Raw genomic sequence first — 14,783 nt, 5'->3', positions numbered from 1 at the left:
GTTTTCCTTTCGTGGGGTGGCGGGGTCATTCCCGCCCTTGGTGTGTGTGAACCGACGTCGGTCCACGATGGGTGAATTGAATGGGTAAGAATCAGGCTGCGTTTTCGCGGATGCGACGCAGGTTGTCGATAACGACCGCAAGGAGCAGGACGATACCGGTGACGACGAACTGCCATTCGGCGGCGATACCCATCATCGTGAGGCCCTTCTTCAGGGTCTCCATGAGGATCGCGCCGACCAGGGCGCCGGGGATCGAGGCGCGGCCACCCGACAGGGAGGTACCGCCGATGACGGCCGCGGCGATGACGTTGAGCTCCATGCCCACACCCTCAGCAGGCTGGACGAGGCCGTTACGAGCCGAGTACAGGATCGCGCCGATAGCCATGAACGCACCCGCGACCACGTAGATGATGATCTTCCACAGGCGGACGTTGACGCCGGACAGGCGCGTGGCCTCTTCGTTGGAGCCGATCGCGAGGGCGTAGCGCCCCAGCAGGGTCTTGTTCATGAGGAAGGTCGCCAGGACCGTGAGGACCACGAAGATGATGACAGCGTTGGCAACGTAAGGGATGGGCGTGCCCGAGGCAATGAACTTGTAGCCGGGGTTGGCGATGGAGATCGAGGCCTTGTCGGAGATGATCAGCGCGAGGCCTCGGGCGACCATCATCATGGCGAGTGTTGCGATGAAGGGCGGCAGGCCCAGGATCGAGACGTTCAGGCCGTTGACCAGGCCGATCGCCATGCCGACCAGCAGCGTCAGCACGAGGCCGAGGCCGAGCGGCAGGTTCATCTTGTCGCCCGCCAGGAAAACGCCGGCCATAACCGCCACGAGGCTCAGGCCCGTACCGACGGAGAGGTCGATGCCCGAAGTGGCGATCACGAATGTGGCGCCGAGCGCCATGACGCCCGTGTAGGCCGACTGAAGGACGATGCCCAGATAGACCTCACGATTCACGAACGCGAAGTTGGGCACTGCAAAGCTAAAGAATGCCAGAACAACCAGCAGCGCCAGCGTCACGAGCAGCAGCTGCATGTTGTTCTTCATGAAGGTCTTGAAACGCGACGGCGCCTCCAGGCCCTTGTTATCGACGACGGCGGTGCTCACGCGTGTACTCCGTTCGCTTCCTCCTGGCCGACGGTGGCCAGTTCCATGATGTTTTCTTGGGTGGCTTCCTCGTTGTCGAGGGTGCCGATGATGCGGCCATGGGCCATGACGGCGATGCGATTCGCCAGACGCAGGACCTCGGGCAGCTCCGAGGAGATCACGATGATCGCCTTGCCCTGCTTCGCCAGGTCCTCGAGCAGCGTGTAGATCTCGTCCTTCGCGCCCACGTCGATACCGCGCGTCGGCTCGTCGAAGATCAGGATGTCGGTATCACGTTCGAGCCACTTGGCCACGACGACCTTCTGCTGGTTGCCGCCCGAGAGGCTACGGACCTCGACGTCGACGCTGGGGGTGCGCGTACGCAGCTTCTTCACGTAGTCCTGAGCAACCGAACGCAGCTTCTTGGTAGCAACGACCGACGCGCTCGTGAAGTGCTCCATGGCTGCCATGCCAGTGTTGAAGGACAGGTCCTTGTCGAGGAGCAAGCCAAACTGCTTGCGGTCCTCGGACAGGTAGCCGATGCCGTTCTTCACGGCATCGTTCGCACCCTTGATGCTGACCTTCTTGCCGTGGACGTAGATGTCGCCCGAGGTGTGGGGGTCAGCGCCGAACAGCGCGCGGGCGACCTCGGTGCGGCCGGCGCCGACCAGGCCCGCGAAGCCGAAGATTTCGCCCTTCTTGACCTCGAAGGACACGTCGTGGACGGCCTTGACGGTCGAGAGGTGCTCGACGCGCAGGATGGCCTCGTCGGAGAGCGGCTTGGTGGTGGGGCGAGCGTCCGCAGGGACCTCGCGACCGACCATCATCTTGACGACCTCGCTCATGGGGGTGGTGGCCGTGTCCACCGTGCCGATGTACTTGCCATCGCGCAGGACCGAGATGCGGTTGGTGAGCTCGGTGAGCTCGGGCATGCGGTGCGTGATGAAGATCAGGCCGGTCGTCGGGCACACGAAGTCGCGCACCAGCTCGAACAGGGACTCCGTCTCGGTCGTGGTCAGCGGAGCCGTTGGCTCGTCCATGACCAGGATCTTCGAGTCGAAGGACAGCGCACGCGCAATTTCCACCATCTGCAGACGCGCGACCGGCAGGTCACGGCAGTGTGCGGTGGGGTCGATGTCCATGTTGAGGCGCTCGAAAAGTTCGCGCGCATCACGAACCATCTTGCGGTCGTCGACGTAGCCAAATTTGGACGTGCCGGGTCGACCGATGTACAGGTTCTGGGCGACGGTCAGGTCAGGAACGATGTTGAGTTCCTGGTGGATGATCGACAGGCCGAGGTCACGTGCGTGCTCCGGCGACTGGATGTCGACCTTCTCCCCCTGCAGCCAGATTTCGCCGCCCGGGTCGGACTTGTGGATACCGGTGAGCACCTTCATGAGCGTGGACTTGCCCGCTCCGTTCTCACCGCAGAGACCCAAGACTTCACCGGGTCGAAGGTCGAGGTCCACGTCGGACAGCGCCTTCACACCGGGGAACGTCTTTGAGATCCCCTTTAGCTCTAGTAAGTTCGTCACTTCTCACCCCTTGGGTACCAGTAACTTCTCTGTTTCTGGAGTTTGCTCCCCCGGCTTCGTTAACGTTAACGGTCACTGTTCCGGAGAATCGCCCTCTTCGGCGTCCTCCTAAGAGTAGAGCATCACAGTGATCTGCGCGAGCTAAATTCACTCACGCGTAACCAAATCGTAATCGAATCTCGAGGGGGTTCAGTCTGACAATTCCGCATTATTCTGCATGTTTTCAATGATGGGGCGCGCGACAGCGTTCAGCCAGTCCTGCTCCACCACACACTCTTTGATCAACACTTTTCCACGTGTTGGATCGTGAGGAATCCCCTCTCGTTCCCACTCGGAGAATCCCTCACCCCGCACAGTTGTTGGAAAAGTTCCGTGAACGCTCACGACACGCCACCACGGGACCCCACCGCCCCAGTCGTGCATAATCCGCCCGACGACGCGCGGACCGGTACCAACCGCACGGGCGATCATGCCGTACGTAGCCACACGCCCCTCGGGGATCTCCTCCACGACCCGCAGGACAGCCTCAACAAGTTCTTCCCCCACCGTTCGTACCTCCTCATCTGCACACAGCAATGAACAGTCACAGCTCGACCATCTTCTCCACGGCCCACAGCACCTCGCGAGGATCGATCGGCACCACGGCGAGGTCCGTGTCAGCCAGCGGCTCGGGTTCGCGGTCGTGCGACTCGACGGACTGCGACTTCCCAACCTTCTGGTCGTCACTGGCGGATGCAACCGCTTCCTCCGCCACACTACGCCTTCTTCTCAGGCTACGGCCCCTGCTCGGGCGGCCACGGCCTCGTCGAGAAGCCCGAGCACCCTCCCCACCATCCGCACCCATCGAGGGCGCCGCATCATCCCCAGGGGGCGCCCACCGCTCATCGGAGGAATCCTGCGAGAATGCATCACCCACCTGGTAGGTCACGCCGGAACAATCCAGAACACGTAAGTGGGCACAGGGCTCCTTCCACGCGCTCTCGGCGCGGAAGGCGACGAAGGCAAAGGCATGGAAGTCCACAGCATTCAAGGCATCGGCAACGGTCGACCCCTCGGGAGCCACGCAGGAGATGTCGCGCATCGCGCGGAAGGTCTTCCACAGGGGCTTGGCTCCCAACTCCATTGTCTCGGCGGGCAGCCAACGCAGACCATCCACTTTGCCGGTGCGTGGGCCGAGGCGTGTGAAGCCTCGGACAAAGCCGACGACCTCACTGGGGAGAATCTCGTCAACCTTGACGACGCGCGTGCGATGCAGCTCCACGAGCGCACGATCCCTACTGAGCGACACGCGCATGAGACGGGGCTTCTGCGCGGCCTTGGAGTGGAGCGCCGACACGTCGAGACGCACCTTCGCCCATGACGTCGGGGCCAGCTCACGCCTCGGTTGGACAGCGTCGACGGGGACGTCCAGCATCGCCAGGTAGCTGCGCCTATTGACCGTGACCTTGCCGAGCTGACTGGCATGGAAGCGCCGGGGAAAGGAAGCTCCCTGTTCCGGGCTGCCCCAGATGCTCGCGGCCGTCACGAGACGGTCAGCGTCACCTCTCCTCCGCGGTTGATCCAGCCACTCCCGCCAACGCTCCCCGAAAGCTGCGTATCGCTCTCGCATGCGCTTCTCACGATCGACTGCGCTCTCCCTGGGGGCGACGGGTCCGCGCTTCTTATTGCGGGGCTTGCTCATGATCGTGACGACCGCCTGGACGATCGTGGTAGCAACAAAGGCGATGATCAGAATGTGGTAGGCGTGATCAGCGATCGCCTGCATGTTTCACTCCTCCCCGATCAACAAAAAGCCCCGAGTTCATGAGAACTCGGGGCATCTGCTCCTGCGACTGGATTCGAACCAGTAACCGTCCGATTAACAGTCGGATGCTCTGCCGTTGAGCTACGCAGGATTGCGACAAGAGAAGATAGTAGCAGAGGCGGCGCGAAACTGGCAAGCCGGATACAGCTCCGCCGCTATGCTGCGCATCACGCGGGAGGACGGCTGCGGCTGCGCCCCTAGGAGGCACGCACTTCTCCGTGCCGCTCAGGCTTGTGCGGATAGTCGAAGCGCCGGACCCGCAGCCCTCACTCGAGGCTGCGGGTCCGGCACTCTCAGAGCGGGAGGCTCCGCATCAACGCCACTGCGGGTCGTCCGTATCGACGCCGCGCGCAACTGCGACGTGCTCGATTGCGTCCGCGAGCCACTGAGCAAAGCCCTCCTGCTGAGAGTCGTAGTGGGAGCGGAAGCTATCATCGCACAGGTAAGCACGAGAAATGAGGTAGTGCTTCGCTGGGCTCACGGGGAAGTACTCGCTCAGCGCGTCCCGGTGTGCATCAACGAGCTCGGCGGCCCTGTCGCTACCGGTGGCGACGCGTGCGCGAATGGCATCGATCATGTCCGATTCGATCCTGCGGATTCGCTCGGTGCTCGCCTGCCAGTCGCCCGTCTGCCACGAGGCGGTGCGGCGGTGCCACTCTTTCCAGTCGTCGGTCTCGCCGTAGCATTCCTCGGCTCGCGCCTGGTGGGCCGCAAAGTCGGCGTCCCCCAGAATCTCCCCGATCTGTTCGACGGTCAGTGCGTTGTCGTTCATTGCATCCTCCAGAAGTATGTCGAGTGCTTCGATCATCATGTCCGTCTCTTGACGGTGAGCGATGAGCCTTTCTCGTTGCCGCTTCAGGTGGGAGATCCCCGACTCGCCAGAATCGAGAAGAGCCTTGATGTCCGTCAGTCTCATCCCAGTCGCCCGGTAGATGATGATCCTTTGGACGCGGGCACAATCCTCGGCTGAGTAGAGCCGGTAGTTCGACCAGCTTCGCTCGGCGGGAGCGAGGAGGCCTCGGGCCTCCCAGTGATGCAGCGTTCGCACCGTCAAGGAGAATCGCTCGGCAACCTCGCCGACGGTGTAGAAAGTGTTCTCGTCGCTCATGGAAATGATTCTGAAGCCTCACGTCGCGTCATGGTCAAGTCGGGCGTATGCCCGAGCACTGAGCCCCGCCCCGCGGATGCGGGACGGGGCTCGCTCACCCACCGAGGGGTGAAAGTCTGAACGCTTCAGACGGGGAAAGTCACTTAAGGGTGACCTTGCCGCCGGCCTCTTCGATCTCAGCCTTGGCCTTCTCGGCGTCTTCCTTCTTCGCGGCGGGGAAGATGGTGGAGGGCGCGGAGTCAACCAGGTCCTTGGCTTCCTTGAGGCCCAGGCCGGCCAGGTTCTTGACGACCTTGACGACGGCGATCTTCTTGTCACCGGCGGACTCGAGGACGACCTCGAACTCGTCCTTCTCTTCGGCGGCGGGGGCGTCGGCGGCCGGGGCGGCAACGGCGACGGCTGCGGGGGCAGCGGCCTCAACGTCGAAGGTCTCCTCGAAGAGCTTCACGAAGTCGGAGAGCTCGATGAGGGTCATTTCCTTGAAAGCTGCGATGAGCTCGTCATTGGAGAGCTTAGCCATGAGTGGCATCCTTCCTAATTGGCCTGCACGAGTGCAGATTGTTGGGTAGTTTCACGCAGCCGGGGTGGCGGCGTGGAACATGGCCTGTCTCGTCAGGCCGCCTCGCCCTGCTTTTCGCGCAGAGCATCGATGGTGCGCACTGCCTTGACGGGCAGAGCGTTGAATGCGAACGCCGCCTGACCAATCTTGGCCTTGAGGACGCCTGCGGCCTTGGCCAGCAGGACCTCGCGGGACTCGAGATCGGCAAGCTTCTTGACAGCCTCGGCGCTCAGCTGAGCGCCGTCCATCGCGCCGGACTTCAGCACGAGGGCGGGGTTGTCCTTAGCAAAATCACGCAGGGTCTTGGCAGCCTCAACAGGCTCGCCGGAGACGAAAGCGATGGCCGTGGGACCCTTGAGGTCCTCAGCCAGGAAGTCGAGACCGACCTCCTTGGCCGCCAGGCGCGCCAGCGTGTTCTTTGCCACGGCGTAGGTCGCGTTCTCGCCCAGGCCGCGACGCAGCTGCTTCAGCTGGCCGACGGTCAGGCCGCGGTACTCGGTCAGCAGGACAGCGTCGGCTGCGCGGAAACGCTCCACGAGCTCGGCAACTGCTGCCACCTTGTCGGACTTCGCCATGGTCCTCCTTCCAGATACGTGACCGTAGGTAAGAAAAAACCCGACACGCAGGATCGTGTCGGGCATACGCTCGATTGCAGCACAGGGCTGCTCACTCACCTGCGTTGGATTTTCCTCCACTAGTGTGGACACCAACGGTCTTCGGCGAGGATCAGCTTAACAGGCCCAGCTAGGGCTTGCAAGCAACGGGGCGAGCATCACAGACGAGGCCGGGGCCGGCCGCGCGCACAGTCCGCCTCTGGGCAGATGCGCGAGCTTGGCCCCGCCACCAGTCAGACAAGCCTCCATCCCGCTGCCCGAGAGCGAGCGTCCCAGAATGCCCGGTATTGGCCATCCGGCTGGGTGTAGAGCTGCTCGTGCGTGCCGATCTGTGCGACGCGTCCAGTCTCGCTGAGGACAACGATTTGGTCGGCCGCGGTGATCGTGTCGAGCTTGTGCGCGATGACGATGAGGGACGCGTCGCGCCTCAGGGCTGCCATGGCGTCGGTGACGCGGGATTCGTTCTCGGGGTCGAGGGCGCTCGTGGCCTCGTCGAAGAGGACGATGGGCGCGGCTTTCAGGAGTGCGCGAGCGATGGAGACACGCTGGCGTTCGCCGCCTGACAGGGCTCGGCCGGCCTCGCCGACGGGGGTCTCCCAGCCGAGGGGCAGACGTTCAACGATCTCGTCGACTCCGCTCAGACGTGCCGCTTCCTCAATGTCAGCCCGGGTCGCGTCGGGGCGACCGACCGCGACGTTGGCCTCGAGAGTGTCATCGAAGAGGTAGACGTCCTGGAAGACAAGGGACAGCTGTGCCATGAGGTCGGCAGTGTCCCAGTCCCGAACATCCCCATCGCCAACGAGCACACGTCCGGCGTCCACGTCGTAGAAGCGTGCGATGAGGCGCGCGATGGTGGTCTTGCCGCACCCCGAGGGGCCGACGATCGCCGTCATCGTTCCGGGTTCCACCCGGAAGGACACGCCTTGCAGGACCGGATGGTCGGCCTCGTAGGAGAAGGACACGCCCTCAAGGGCGACGGACGCGCCCGACGAGGCCGGGGCCTCGTCCCCGCATCGCCCGCCGTTGTGCGTGGGCAGTTCGGGGGCGGAAAGAATGTCGTGGCTGAGGTCTAGGACGGGGCGCCGGGTCTCGAAGGCGGAGGCGAGCGCCCCAATATCGACGAGGATCTGCGTAAAGCGCAGCAGCAGGCCGATGGAGACGACCGCCTCCACCGGGCCGACGGTCCCGGCGACCGACAGCCAGCCAATCGCGCAGATGAGCGTCACGACGACCGTCTGGGCAGCCATGCCGTTGACGATCTGGCCAACCGTCTCCCTCATGAGTGAGCGTCGCGCGGCCACTCCGTATGCGTCCTCTGCTCGCATGAGGGGCTCGTAGGAGGAGGAGCGTCCACACGCGCGCAGGGCGCCCTGCTTGGTCGCGTATTCAACGATGCGGTGGGACAGCTCGCGAGCGGGAGGCTCTTTCAGGGACGCCCCGGACTGCAGGCATCGGCGCGCCACCCACACTCCCCCGCCGATGACCGGGATCGCCGCCAAGCACACCAGTCCGAGTACCGGCGAAAACACGGTGATGCCGACGAGCATCGTCACAGAGGTGACAATCGCGGCGATGAGAGGCGAGTACATGTGCGCGAAGATCTCGCCCAGGACCATGAGCTCACGCGAGACGAGGCGGGATGTCTTTCCGGCCGTGTCCGCGCGGAAGGAGCCGAGCGGCAGGGACGCCACCTTGTCGCCGATCGCGCGGTGCATGTTCGACAGGAAGTCGAAGGCCACCGAGTAGGAGCGCATGGCGAGCAGGTACTCAACGATGAACGAGGTACCGGCACACACGCCCAGCACAACGAGCCAGGCACCCAGGCTCATGCCCCACGCGGGATTCCCCGAGGTCAGAGCAATAGCGGCCGGGATAAAAGCAACCAGGGAGACTCCGCGCACCACGCCGACGATGCAGGACAGGACGCTCGCCTGGGCGAAGTCGGCTCGCCCCTGCTCGGAGAGGGGTTCGCGTAGCCGTGAGATGAGGCCGAACATGTCAGTGTCCTTTCGCGGGCGCGCTCATGCGCCGCATATACGGGTGATCGGCGAGCTCGTCGGGCGTGCCCACCGCGATGATGCGGCCCGCGTCGAGGATGGCTATCTGGTCGACGCCGGCGATGGATGCTGCGCGGTGCGCGATGACCAGGACCGTCTTTCCTTGAACGAGGCGGGTCAGCGCCGCCTGGATATCGGCTTCGGCCTCCGGATCGGTGAAGGCAGTCGCCTCGTCGAGAACGAGGATGGGGGCGTCGACGAGGAGAGCCCGTGCGATCGCAATTCGTTGCGCCTGGCCACCCGAGGGGTGGGCGTCCTCCCCGATGACGGAGCCGAGGCCTCGGGGCAGGGAGCGCAGGTAGTCGTCGATGCGCGCGGCCCCGGCGGCCGCCCACACCGCTTCGTCGCTGGCGCCCGGGACTCCCAGCGCGATGTTGTCGCGCACGGAGATGTCGAGGAGCTGCGGATCCTGGAGGACGAAGGAGACGTGCCGGTAGAGAGCATCGGGGGCGATGTCGCGAGCGTCGACCCCGCCGATACGCACGCTCCCCTGGTCCGGGTCAGCGAAGCGCGCGACCAGCGTCGCGAGCGTTGACTTTCCCGAGCCGGAGGAACCCACGAGGGCGGTCACCGAGCCCTCGGGGATGGTCAGACTGACGTCGTCCAGCGCGAGGGTTGCCCCGTAGGAGAAGGACACGCCATCAATCTCGATGTCGGCTCCCCCCGGCACTGAACTCCCCTCGGCAGGCAACGGTGCGACCGAAAGTAGGTCCACGATGCGCAGCGCGGCGGCCCCGGCGATCTGGTAGGCCCAGGTCGTCGTACCCAGCACCTCGATGGCCGCCGGGATGACGAGGGCGATGAGCGCGCAGGTGATCACCTGGACCGGGCTCACGATGCCCGAGGCCGCGAGCGCGGACCCTCCCGCCGTCGAGATGAGCAAGATCAGGGAGGGCGATACGGTCGCCTGCCCGAGCGCAGAGCCTTTCAGCAGGGGGCCGCACCAGTCGACGTAGAAGCGGGAGAAGTCCTCGGCGGCCCGGGTGAATCGCTCGTGCGAGCGCCCCACGGTCCCAAACGCCTTGACGACGCTGATACCGGAGACGAACTCGACCATCGTGGACGAGACCCGCGTCAGGTGTCGGTCCATCTCGGCGGTCTTTTCCCCCATGCCTCGCATCATCCACGCGTTGAGGAGTCCGTAGACGGGGAGCGTGGCGATCGACAGGAGTCCGAGTCGCCAGTCGACGACGAAGGCGTAGATGAGCAGGGACAGCGGTGCGCTGACGGCGGCCGCGGATTCGACGGGAGCGTGCGCAATGACCGTGTGCACGTCGTGCGTGTCGTCCTGGATCGCCTTGCGCACGGCCCCCGAGTTCGTGGATGTGAACCAGGCGAGGGGCGCTGCGGCGAGCACACTCACCATGCGGGAGCGCACGATGTGCCCGAAACGCACGTCCGCGAAGTGAGTGACGGTCAGCGCGATGAAGTAGATGCCGTATCGGAGGCCGAACGCACCGGTCAGCCACATGAGCAGCGTCATCACCTCGGCGCGATCAGGCGAGGCACCCGAGCGGGCCGCCTCCAGCAGCACCTCCCCAAGCTGGACGAGGATGACGTAGGGGGCAACCGCGAGCGCACCGTAGATGAGGCCGAGCACCCGGGAGAGCATCATGGATCCACGGATGGGAGCGGTCAGCTCCTTGAAGGCGCGCTGGCCCGCTAGGTGCGCCGCACGCGGGTCGCCAGCAGCGATCATGTCAGCGTGCGGATCGCTCGGGGACGAGGCAGTGGTGTCCTCGCGCTCGTCAGTGTCGGTCATTGGTGGTCTCCTTCGCGGGCGCAGATGGCACCCGTCGGCGTGAGTGTGATGAGTCGATCCGCGCAGGCCGAGGCGAACTCGCCGTCGTGGGTAACGACGATGACGGCCGCACCTTCGTCGGCAATGCGGCGCAGGGTGGACGTGATCGAGGTGAGGTGTCGCGCGTCGACCCCTGACGTGGGTTCGTCAAGAATGACGATGCGACGCCCGGTGGCACGCGCGGCTGCGATGACGAGGCGTTGTTTTTGGCCCCCCGACAGGCTCAGCGGGTGCCGATCCCCCAGGTGTGCGAGGTCGAAGTCGCCCAGGAGCTTGTCCGCATCCTCGCCGCTCGCCTCCGAGGCTCCGATCGTGAGTTCACCCGCAAGCGTGTCGGAGAAAAGCTGCCGTCCGGTGTCCTGCATGACGAGCGCGCACGCGGCCCGGCGCTGCCGACGATTGGTAGCCCGCCCGTCCAGGGTGATCGTCCCGGATCCGGGAGCGGCCAGCCCACACAGAACGCGCACGAGGGTCGTTTTCCCAACGCCGTTCATTCCCGCGATGCAGGTGATCTGTCCTGCCGGGAAGTCCGCGTTCAACCCGTCGAACACAGGGGTGTTCCCGTAGGAGAAGCTCAGATCCCGGCAGGACAGGCGCACTCCCCCTTCATGGGAGGCCTCCTTGTCGGAGTTCCGCGAGGGCACCCATGCCTCGGGCGGGCCAGGATCCACGAGGGTACGCAGTCCGAGCGACTGCCGCTGCGCGTCATCCATCGCGTAGAACTCCTCACCACTCCACGCGCACGTGACCTCTCCGCCCTCCATGAGGAGAACCAGGTCGGCGAGCCCCCGCAGGAAGTGGAGGCGGTGCTCGACGACAACGATCGTCATCCCCTGCTCTTTGAGGATCGCGAGTGCGCGCCGCACGTCGGCGATGGCATCGGGGTCCAAGTTCGAGGTTGGCTCGTCGGCCAGGAGTACCGGCGCCCCGGAGGCAAGCGCGCAGGCGAGTGCAACCTTTTGGAGCTGCCCGCCCGACAGGCTCGACAGCTTCCTGTCCATCAGGTGCGAGATGCCCATGAGCTCGGCGGCACGCGTGCTTTCCTCGATCAAGGCCTCGTGATCGCGGCCGTAGTTCTCGCCGCAGAACGCAAGCTCCTCGGAGACGGTGTCACAAAAGAACTGTGTGCGCGGATTCTGGAAGACTGACGAGCACAGGTGACCGACCTCGGTCAGGGGGACCTCGGCGAGGTCGCGCCCATCAATCCGCACCACACCATCCAGCTCTCCCGGGGTCATCTGTGGGACGAGGCCGGTGAGCGCCCGCATGAGCGTCGACTTTCCGCAGCCGGAGGAGCCGCACACGAGCGTGAGGGTGCCCGGCCGGACGGACACGTCGACCCCGTGCAGGGCCTTGACGCGGTCCCCAGTCAGCTCGCTCACGTAGGAGAACGACAGGGATTCAACGTCAATCATGGGAGTACTCCGAGGTACGCGCCGACCTCGATGGCGACGACGCCAGCGATGCACGCGAGTGCGAGCGCATCCCAGGCGGTGGCGCGCAGCCGCGTCAGCGATGTGGGGCGCGTCGGGCCGCCGAGGCCTCGAATGACGCTCGAGGCAGCCAGGTCGTCGGCCACACGCGCGATAGAGGACAGCAGGGGAACCAGAAAGCGCTCGGCGATCACGAGGGGGTGACGGAGAACTCCGCGCACCCCGAGGTCGACGCCGCGCATCTCCATCGCCTCACGGATGGCCACCGCCTCTGAGCCCACCGTCGGAATCACGCGGAAAGCAACGGCGAGAGCGTCGACGAATACGCGCGGCAGGTGAACCGCGCGTAGCGCCGCTTTCATCTGACCGATTCTCGTCGTGCGGTACACGTAGAGCGCCAGGCCGAAGCCCGCGAAGAAGCGCGCAAACCAGAACGCGATCGCGCTGCACGTGCCGATCAGGAGAACGAGGCCACGCGGCGAGCCCACACTCTCAAGCCACGCAACGAGGAAAGGCGACCCAAGACTGCACGCATCGCAGACGAGGCACCCAAGCCCGGTGCGCACCGCCGCCCGACCGCCGGCCTCCCACGCGAGCGCGACCACCGCAAGCAGTTGGACCGCAAGGAGCGTGGACGTGGGGCTCGCACGCATGACGAGCGCGTTGAGGACGAGGAGGGCCAGAAGTTTCGTTCGCGGATCAAGCTTGCTCGTCGCCTCGCCTGGGGCAGCCTCGGCGAGCGAGATCTCAGGCAACTCCGGCCTTCGCAAAGTGCTTGCGCAGCAGGAAACGACCGATGAGTCCGCCAAGCAACGCGACGATCATCGCAACGACGACCCACACACTGATGACTGCGGGACTGAAGAGGGCTCGCATGCTATCCGCGTAGTCCTGGCCCATCTGGGACGCGACGTCCTCGTAATAGGGGTCGGGAGCAAAGAAAATCGGAGCGAGCGGACCGATCATCCACAGGGAGAACAGCATGTATGCCGCAATGTTTCGAGGGGCACTGACGTAACCGCCACCGTTGGCGATGAGATCACCCAGGAAGCCGAGGATCAGGGCAACCGGAATGGTCACCCACGCGTGCCCGGTCACCACCATGAGGAAGGCAACGATGCCTCCCATGATCGTGAGGGTGCCGAACATACGCGAACGCACCAGCATCAGCATGACGACGGATCCGTTGAGCAGCAGCCCGACAATCCAGCCGACGAACATGAACACCGGGCCGAAAAAGCCCAGCATCCCCGAGCACCACATGAGGACGAAGTAGACGGCGGTAAACGCACCAATCGTGACGGCCGAGCGCGCCTTCGTGACACCCGAACCCGCAACCTGAGACATTATCGCGACCCTTCACGAACATAGGTTTATAGAAGCAAATTAAGGTTACCCTATTCCGTGCCAATAGTATGTGACCTATGTCCCTTACTTTGTTCGGGATGTCACCAGCTGATCCCACAAACACTCCCCAGACAAAGCCGGGCCCCGCGCAGCAGTGCTGCGCGGGGCCCGAATGCTTGATCAGCGAGCGACGCTCACTTCTCGATGAGGTCCTTGACCTTGGTGACATCCAGCGGGATGCCGGGGCCCATCGTCGTGGCGACGGCGCCCTTGAGCAGGTAGCGGCCCTTCGAGGAGGTCGGCTTGAGACGCAGCACCTCGTCCAGGACAGCGGCGTAGTTCTCAGTCAGCTGCTCGGCGGTGAAGGAGGCCTTGCCGACGATGAACGCCAGGTTGGCGTGCTTATCGACGCGGAACTCGATGCGACCGCCCTTGATCTCCTTGACGGCCTTCGCGACGTCCATGGTCACGGTGCCCGTCTTGGGGTTCGGCATGAGGCCACGGGGGCCGAGGACGCGGCCGAGGCGGCCAACCTTGCCCATGAGGTCGGGGGTAGCAACGGCGACATCGAAGTCGGTGTAGCCCTTGGCAACCTTCTCGATGAGCTCGTCGCCGCCGACCTCGTCGGCGCCTGCGTCGATCGCTTCCTGGGCGCGCGGACCAACGGCGAAGACCAAGACCCGGGCGGTCTTGCCGGTGCCGTGCGGCAGGGAAACGGTGCCACGGACCATCTGGTCCGCCTGGCGGGGGTCGACACCCAGTCGGAAGACGACCTCAACGGTCGAGTCGAACTTGGTGACGGTGGTCTCCTTGGCCAGCTTCATGGCCTCGAAGGGGGTGTACAGCACGTCCGCGTGGACCTTCTCGGCCGCTGCGCGGTAGCTCTTGGAGCGCTTGGTCATTCTGCTTCTTCTCCTTGCAGTCGTGGGTGTCGGGCAGCGCCTGCCCTACCACGGGGGGTTGGTTGAGGTCAGCCCTCGACGTTGATGCCCATAGAGCGGGCGGTGCCGGCGATGATCTTGGCAGCAGCCTCGACATCGTTGGCGTTGAGGTCAGCCATCTTGGACTGGCCGATTTCGCGAGCCTGATCCATCGTGATCGAACCAACCTTGACGGTGTTGGGGGTGCCGGAACCCTTCTGGATGCCAGCAGCCTTCTTGATGAGCTCAGCGGCGGGCGGCGTCTTGAGGACGAACGTGAAGGAACGATCCTCGTAGACGGTGATCTCAACGGGGATGATGTTTCCACGCTGCGACTCGGTGGCCGCGTTGTAAGCCTTGGTGAACTCAACAATGTTCACGCCGTGCTGGCCCAGAGCGGGGCCGACGGGCGGTGCGGGGGTAGCGGCGCCGGCTGCGATCTGAAGCTTGATCAGGCCGGTGACCTTCTTCTTCGGTGCCATGAATGCGGGTCTTTCTTCTGAAGTTCTGGCCGACGGGTG

The 14,783-nt window shown here is 64.6% G+C and carries 14 protein-coding genes and 1 tRNA gene; all 15 read right to left on the bottom strand.

The annotated features are described in order from the left end of the window. Nucleotides 1–91: 91 nt before the first annotated feature. Nucleotides 92–1,105 (bottom strand): ABC transporter permease, encoded by a 1,014-nt coding sequence (locus ACTODO_RS05450; protein ID WP_003792298.1) that lies wholly within the window; start codon nucleotides 1,103–1,105, stop codon nucleotides 92–94. Beyond that, nucleotides 1,102–2,619, bottom strand: coding sequence for a sugar ABC transporter ATP-binding protein (locus tag ACTODO_RS05445; protein ID WP_003792296.1), 1,518 nt, complete (start codon nucleotides 2,617–2,619; stop codon nucleotides 1,102–1,104). Before ACTODO_RS05445 ends, ACTODO_RS05450 begins: the two co-directional genes overlap by 4 nt. Before the next feature lie 189 nt (nucleotides 2,620–2,808). Further along, nucleotides 2,809–3,165 carry an MGMT family protein gene (locus ACTODO_RS05440; protein WP_003792294.1) on the bottom strand — a complete coding sequence of 119 codons (357 nt, stop codon included), beginning with the start codon at nucleotides 3,163–3,165 and terminating at the stop codon, nucleotides 2,809–2,811. A gap of 37 nt (nucleotides 3,166–3,202) precedes the next feature. Next, nucleotides 3,203–4,384: a hypothetical protein gene (locus ACTODO_RS05435; RefSeq protein ID WP_003792293.1), complete on the bottom strand. Its 1,182-nt coding sequence runs from the start codon at nucleotides 4,382–4,384 to the stop codon at nucleotides 3,203–3,205. Nucleotides 4,385–4,442: 58 nt separating this feature from the next. After that, nucleotides 4,443–4,514, bottom strand: a tRNA-Asn gene (locus ACTODO_RS05430). Between the two features lie 222 nt (nucleotides 4,515–4,736). Continuing rightward, nucleotides 4,737–5,531 carry a MerR family transcriptional regulator gene (locus ACTODO_RS05425; RefSeq protein ID WP_003792292.1) on the bottom strand — a complete coding sequence of 265 codons (795 nt, stop codon included), beginning with the start codon at nucleotides 5,529–5,531 and terminating at the stop codon, nucleotides 4,737–4,739. Nucleotides 5,532–5,670: 139 nt separating this feature from the next. Continuing rightward, on the bottom strand, nucleotides 5,671–6,051 hold the full coding sequence (gene rplL / locus ACTODO_RS05420) for a 50S ribosomal protein L7/L12 (protein WP_003792291.1): 381 nt from the start codon (nucleotides 6,049–6,051) through the stop codon (nucleotides 5,671–5,673). A 92-nt stretch (nucleotides 6,052–6,143) separates the two neighbouring features. Further along, the gene (gene rplJ, locus ACTODO_RS05415) at nucleotides 6,144–6,665 is read right to left on the bottom strand and encodes a 50S ribosomal protein L10 (RefSeq protein ID WP_034512158.1); all 522 of its coding nucleotides are present in this window, start codon (nucleotides 6,663–6,665) and stop codon (nucleotides 6,144–6,146) included. Nucleotides 6,666–6,937: 272 nt separating this feature from the next. Beyond that, entirely contained in the window at nucleotides 6,938–8,701 is a 1,764-nt protein-coding gene (locus ACTODO_RS05410) for an ABC transporter ATP-binding protein (protein WP_003792289.1), read from the bottom strand. A gap of 1 nt (nucleotide 8,702) precedes the next feature. After that, nucleotides 8,703–10,523 (bottom strand): ABC transporter ATP-binding protein, encoded by a 1,821-nt coding sequence (locus tag ACTODO_RS05405; protein ID WP_003792288.1) that lies wholly within the window; start codon nucleotides 10,521–10,523, stop codon nucleotides 8,703–8,705. Beyond that, complete coding sequence (locus ACTODO_RS05400; protein ID WP_003792287.1) at nucleotides 10,520–11,977, bottom strand: ABC transporter ATP-binding protein; 1,458 nt, start codon at nucleotides 11,975–11,977, stop codon at nucleotides 10,520–10,522. The genes ACTODO_RS05405 and ACTODO_RS05400 overlap by 4 nt, the downstream gene beginning before the upstream one ends. After that, a complete protein-coding gene (locus tag ACTODO_RS05395) occupies nucleotides 11,974–12,750 on the bottom strand; it encodes an energy-coupling factor transporter transmembrane component T (protein WP_003792285.1) in 777 nt (258 codons plus the stop codon). The genes ACTODO_RS05400 and ACTODO_RS05395 overlap by 4 nt, the downstream gene beginning before the upstream one ends. Next, the gene (locus tag ACTODO_RS05390) at nucleotides 12,743–13,342 is read right to left on the bottom strand and encodes an MptD family putative ECF transporter S component (RefSeq protein WP_003792283.1); all 600 of its coding nucleotides are present in this window, start codon (nucleotides 13,340–13,342) and stop codon (nucleotides 12,743–12,745) included. Before ACTODO_RS05390 ends, ACTODO_RS05395 begins: the two co-directional genes overlap by 8 nt. Before the next feature lie 194 nt (nucleotides 13,343–13,536). Beyond that, nucleotides 13,537–14,244, bottom strand: a complete 708-nt coding sequence (rplA, locus tag ACTODO_RS05385; RefSeq protein WP_003792282.1) for a 50S ribosomal protein L1 — start codon at nucleotides 14,242–14,244, stop codon at nucleotides 13,537–13,539. Between the two features lie 68 nt (nucleotides 14,245–14,312). Continuing rightward, nucleotides 14,313–14,744, bottom strand: a complete 432-nt coding sequence (gene rplK, locus ACTODO_RS05380; RefSeq protein WP_003792281.1) for a 50S ribosomal protein L11 — start codon at nucleotides 14,742–14,744, stop codon at nucleotides 14,313–14,315. Nucleotides 14,745–14,783: the final 39 nt, after the last annotated feature.

This window comes from Schaalia dentiphila ATCC 17982, assembly GCF_000154225.1.
In the GTDB taxonomy this organism is placed as follows: domain Bacteria; phylum Actinomycetota; class Actinomycetes; order Actinomycetales; family Actinomycetaceae; genus Pauljensenia; species Pauljensenia dentiphila.
The sequence above is the reverse complement of the archived record's forward strand: the minus strand, read 5'-3'. Positions and strand labels throughout refer to the sequence as shown.

Coding starts and splice junctions, on each gene's coding strand:
- rplL (WP_003792291.1), bottom strand. CDS start 6,051: ATGGCTAAGCTCTCCAATGACGAGCTCATCGCAGCTTTCAAGGAAATG.
- rplK (WP_003792281.1), bottom strand. CDS start 14,744: ATGGCACCGAAGAAGAAGGTCACCGGCCTGATCAAGCTTCAGATCGCA.
- ACTODO_RS05405 (WP_003792288.1), bottom strand. CDS start 10,523: ATGACCGACACTGACGAGCGCGAGGACACCACTGCCTCGTCCCCGAGC.
- ACTODO_RS05390 (WP_003792283.1), bottom strand. CDS start 13,342: ATGTCTCAGGTTGCGGGTTCGGGTGTCACGAAGGCGCGCTCGGCCGTC.
- ACTODO_RS05400 (WP_003792287.1), bottom strand. CDS start 11,977: ATGATTGACGTTGAATCCCTGTCGTTCTCCTACGTGAGCGAGCTGACT.
- rplJ (WP_034512158.1), bottom strand. CDS start 6,665: ATGGCGAAGTCCGACAAGGTGGCAGCAGTTGCCGAGCTCGTGGAGCGT.
- ACTODO_RS05435 (WP_003792293.1), bottom strand. CDS start 4,384: ATGCAGGCGATCGCTGATCACGCCTACCACATTCTGATCATCGCCTTT.
- rplA (WP_003792282.1), bottom strand. CDS start 14,244: ATGACCAAGCGCTCCAAGAGCTACCGCGCAGCGGCCGAGAAGGTCCAC.
- ACTODO_RS05425 (WP_003792292.1), bottom strand. CDS start 5,531: ATGAGCGACGAGAACACTTTCTACACCGTCGGCGAGGTTGCCGAGCGA.
- ACTODO_RS05410 (WP_003792289.1), bottom strand. CDS start 8,701: ATGTTCGGCCTCATCTCACGGCTACGCGAACCCCTCTCCGAGCAGGGG.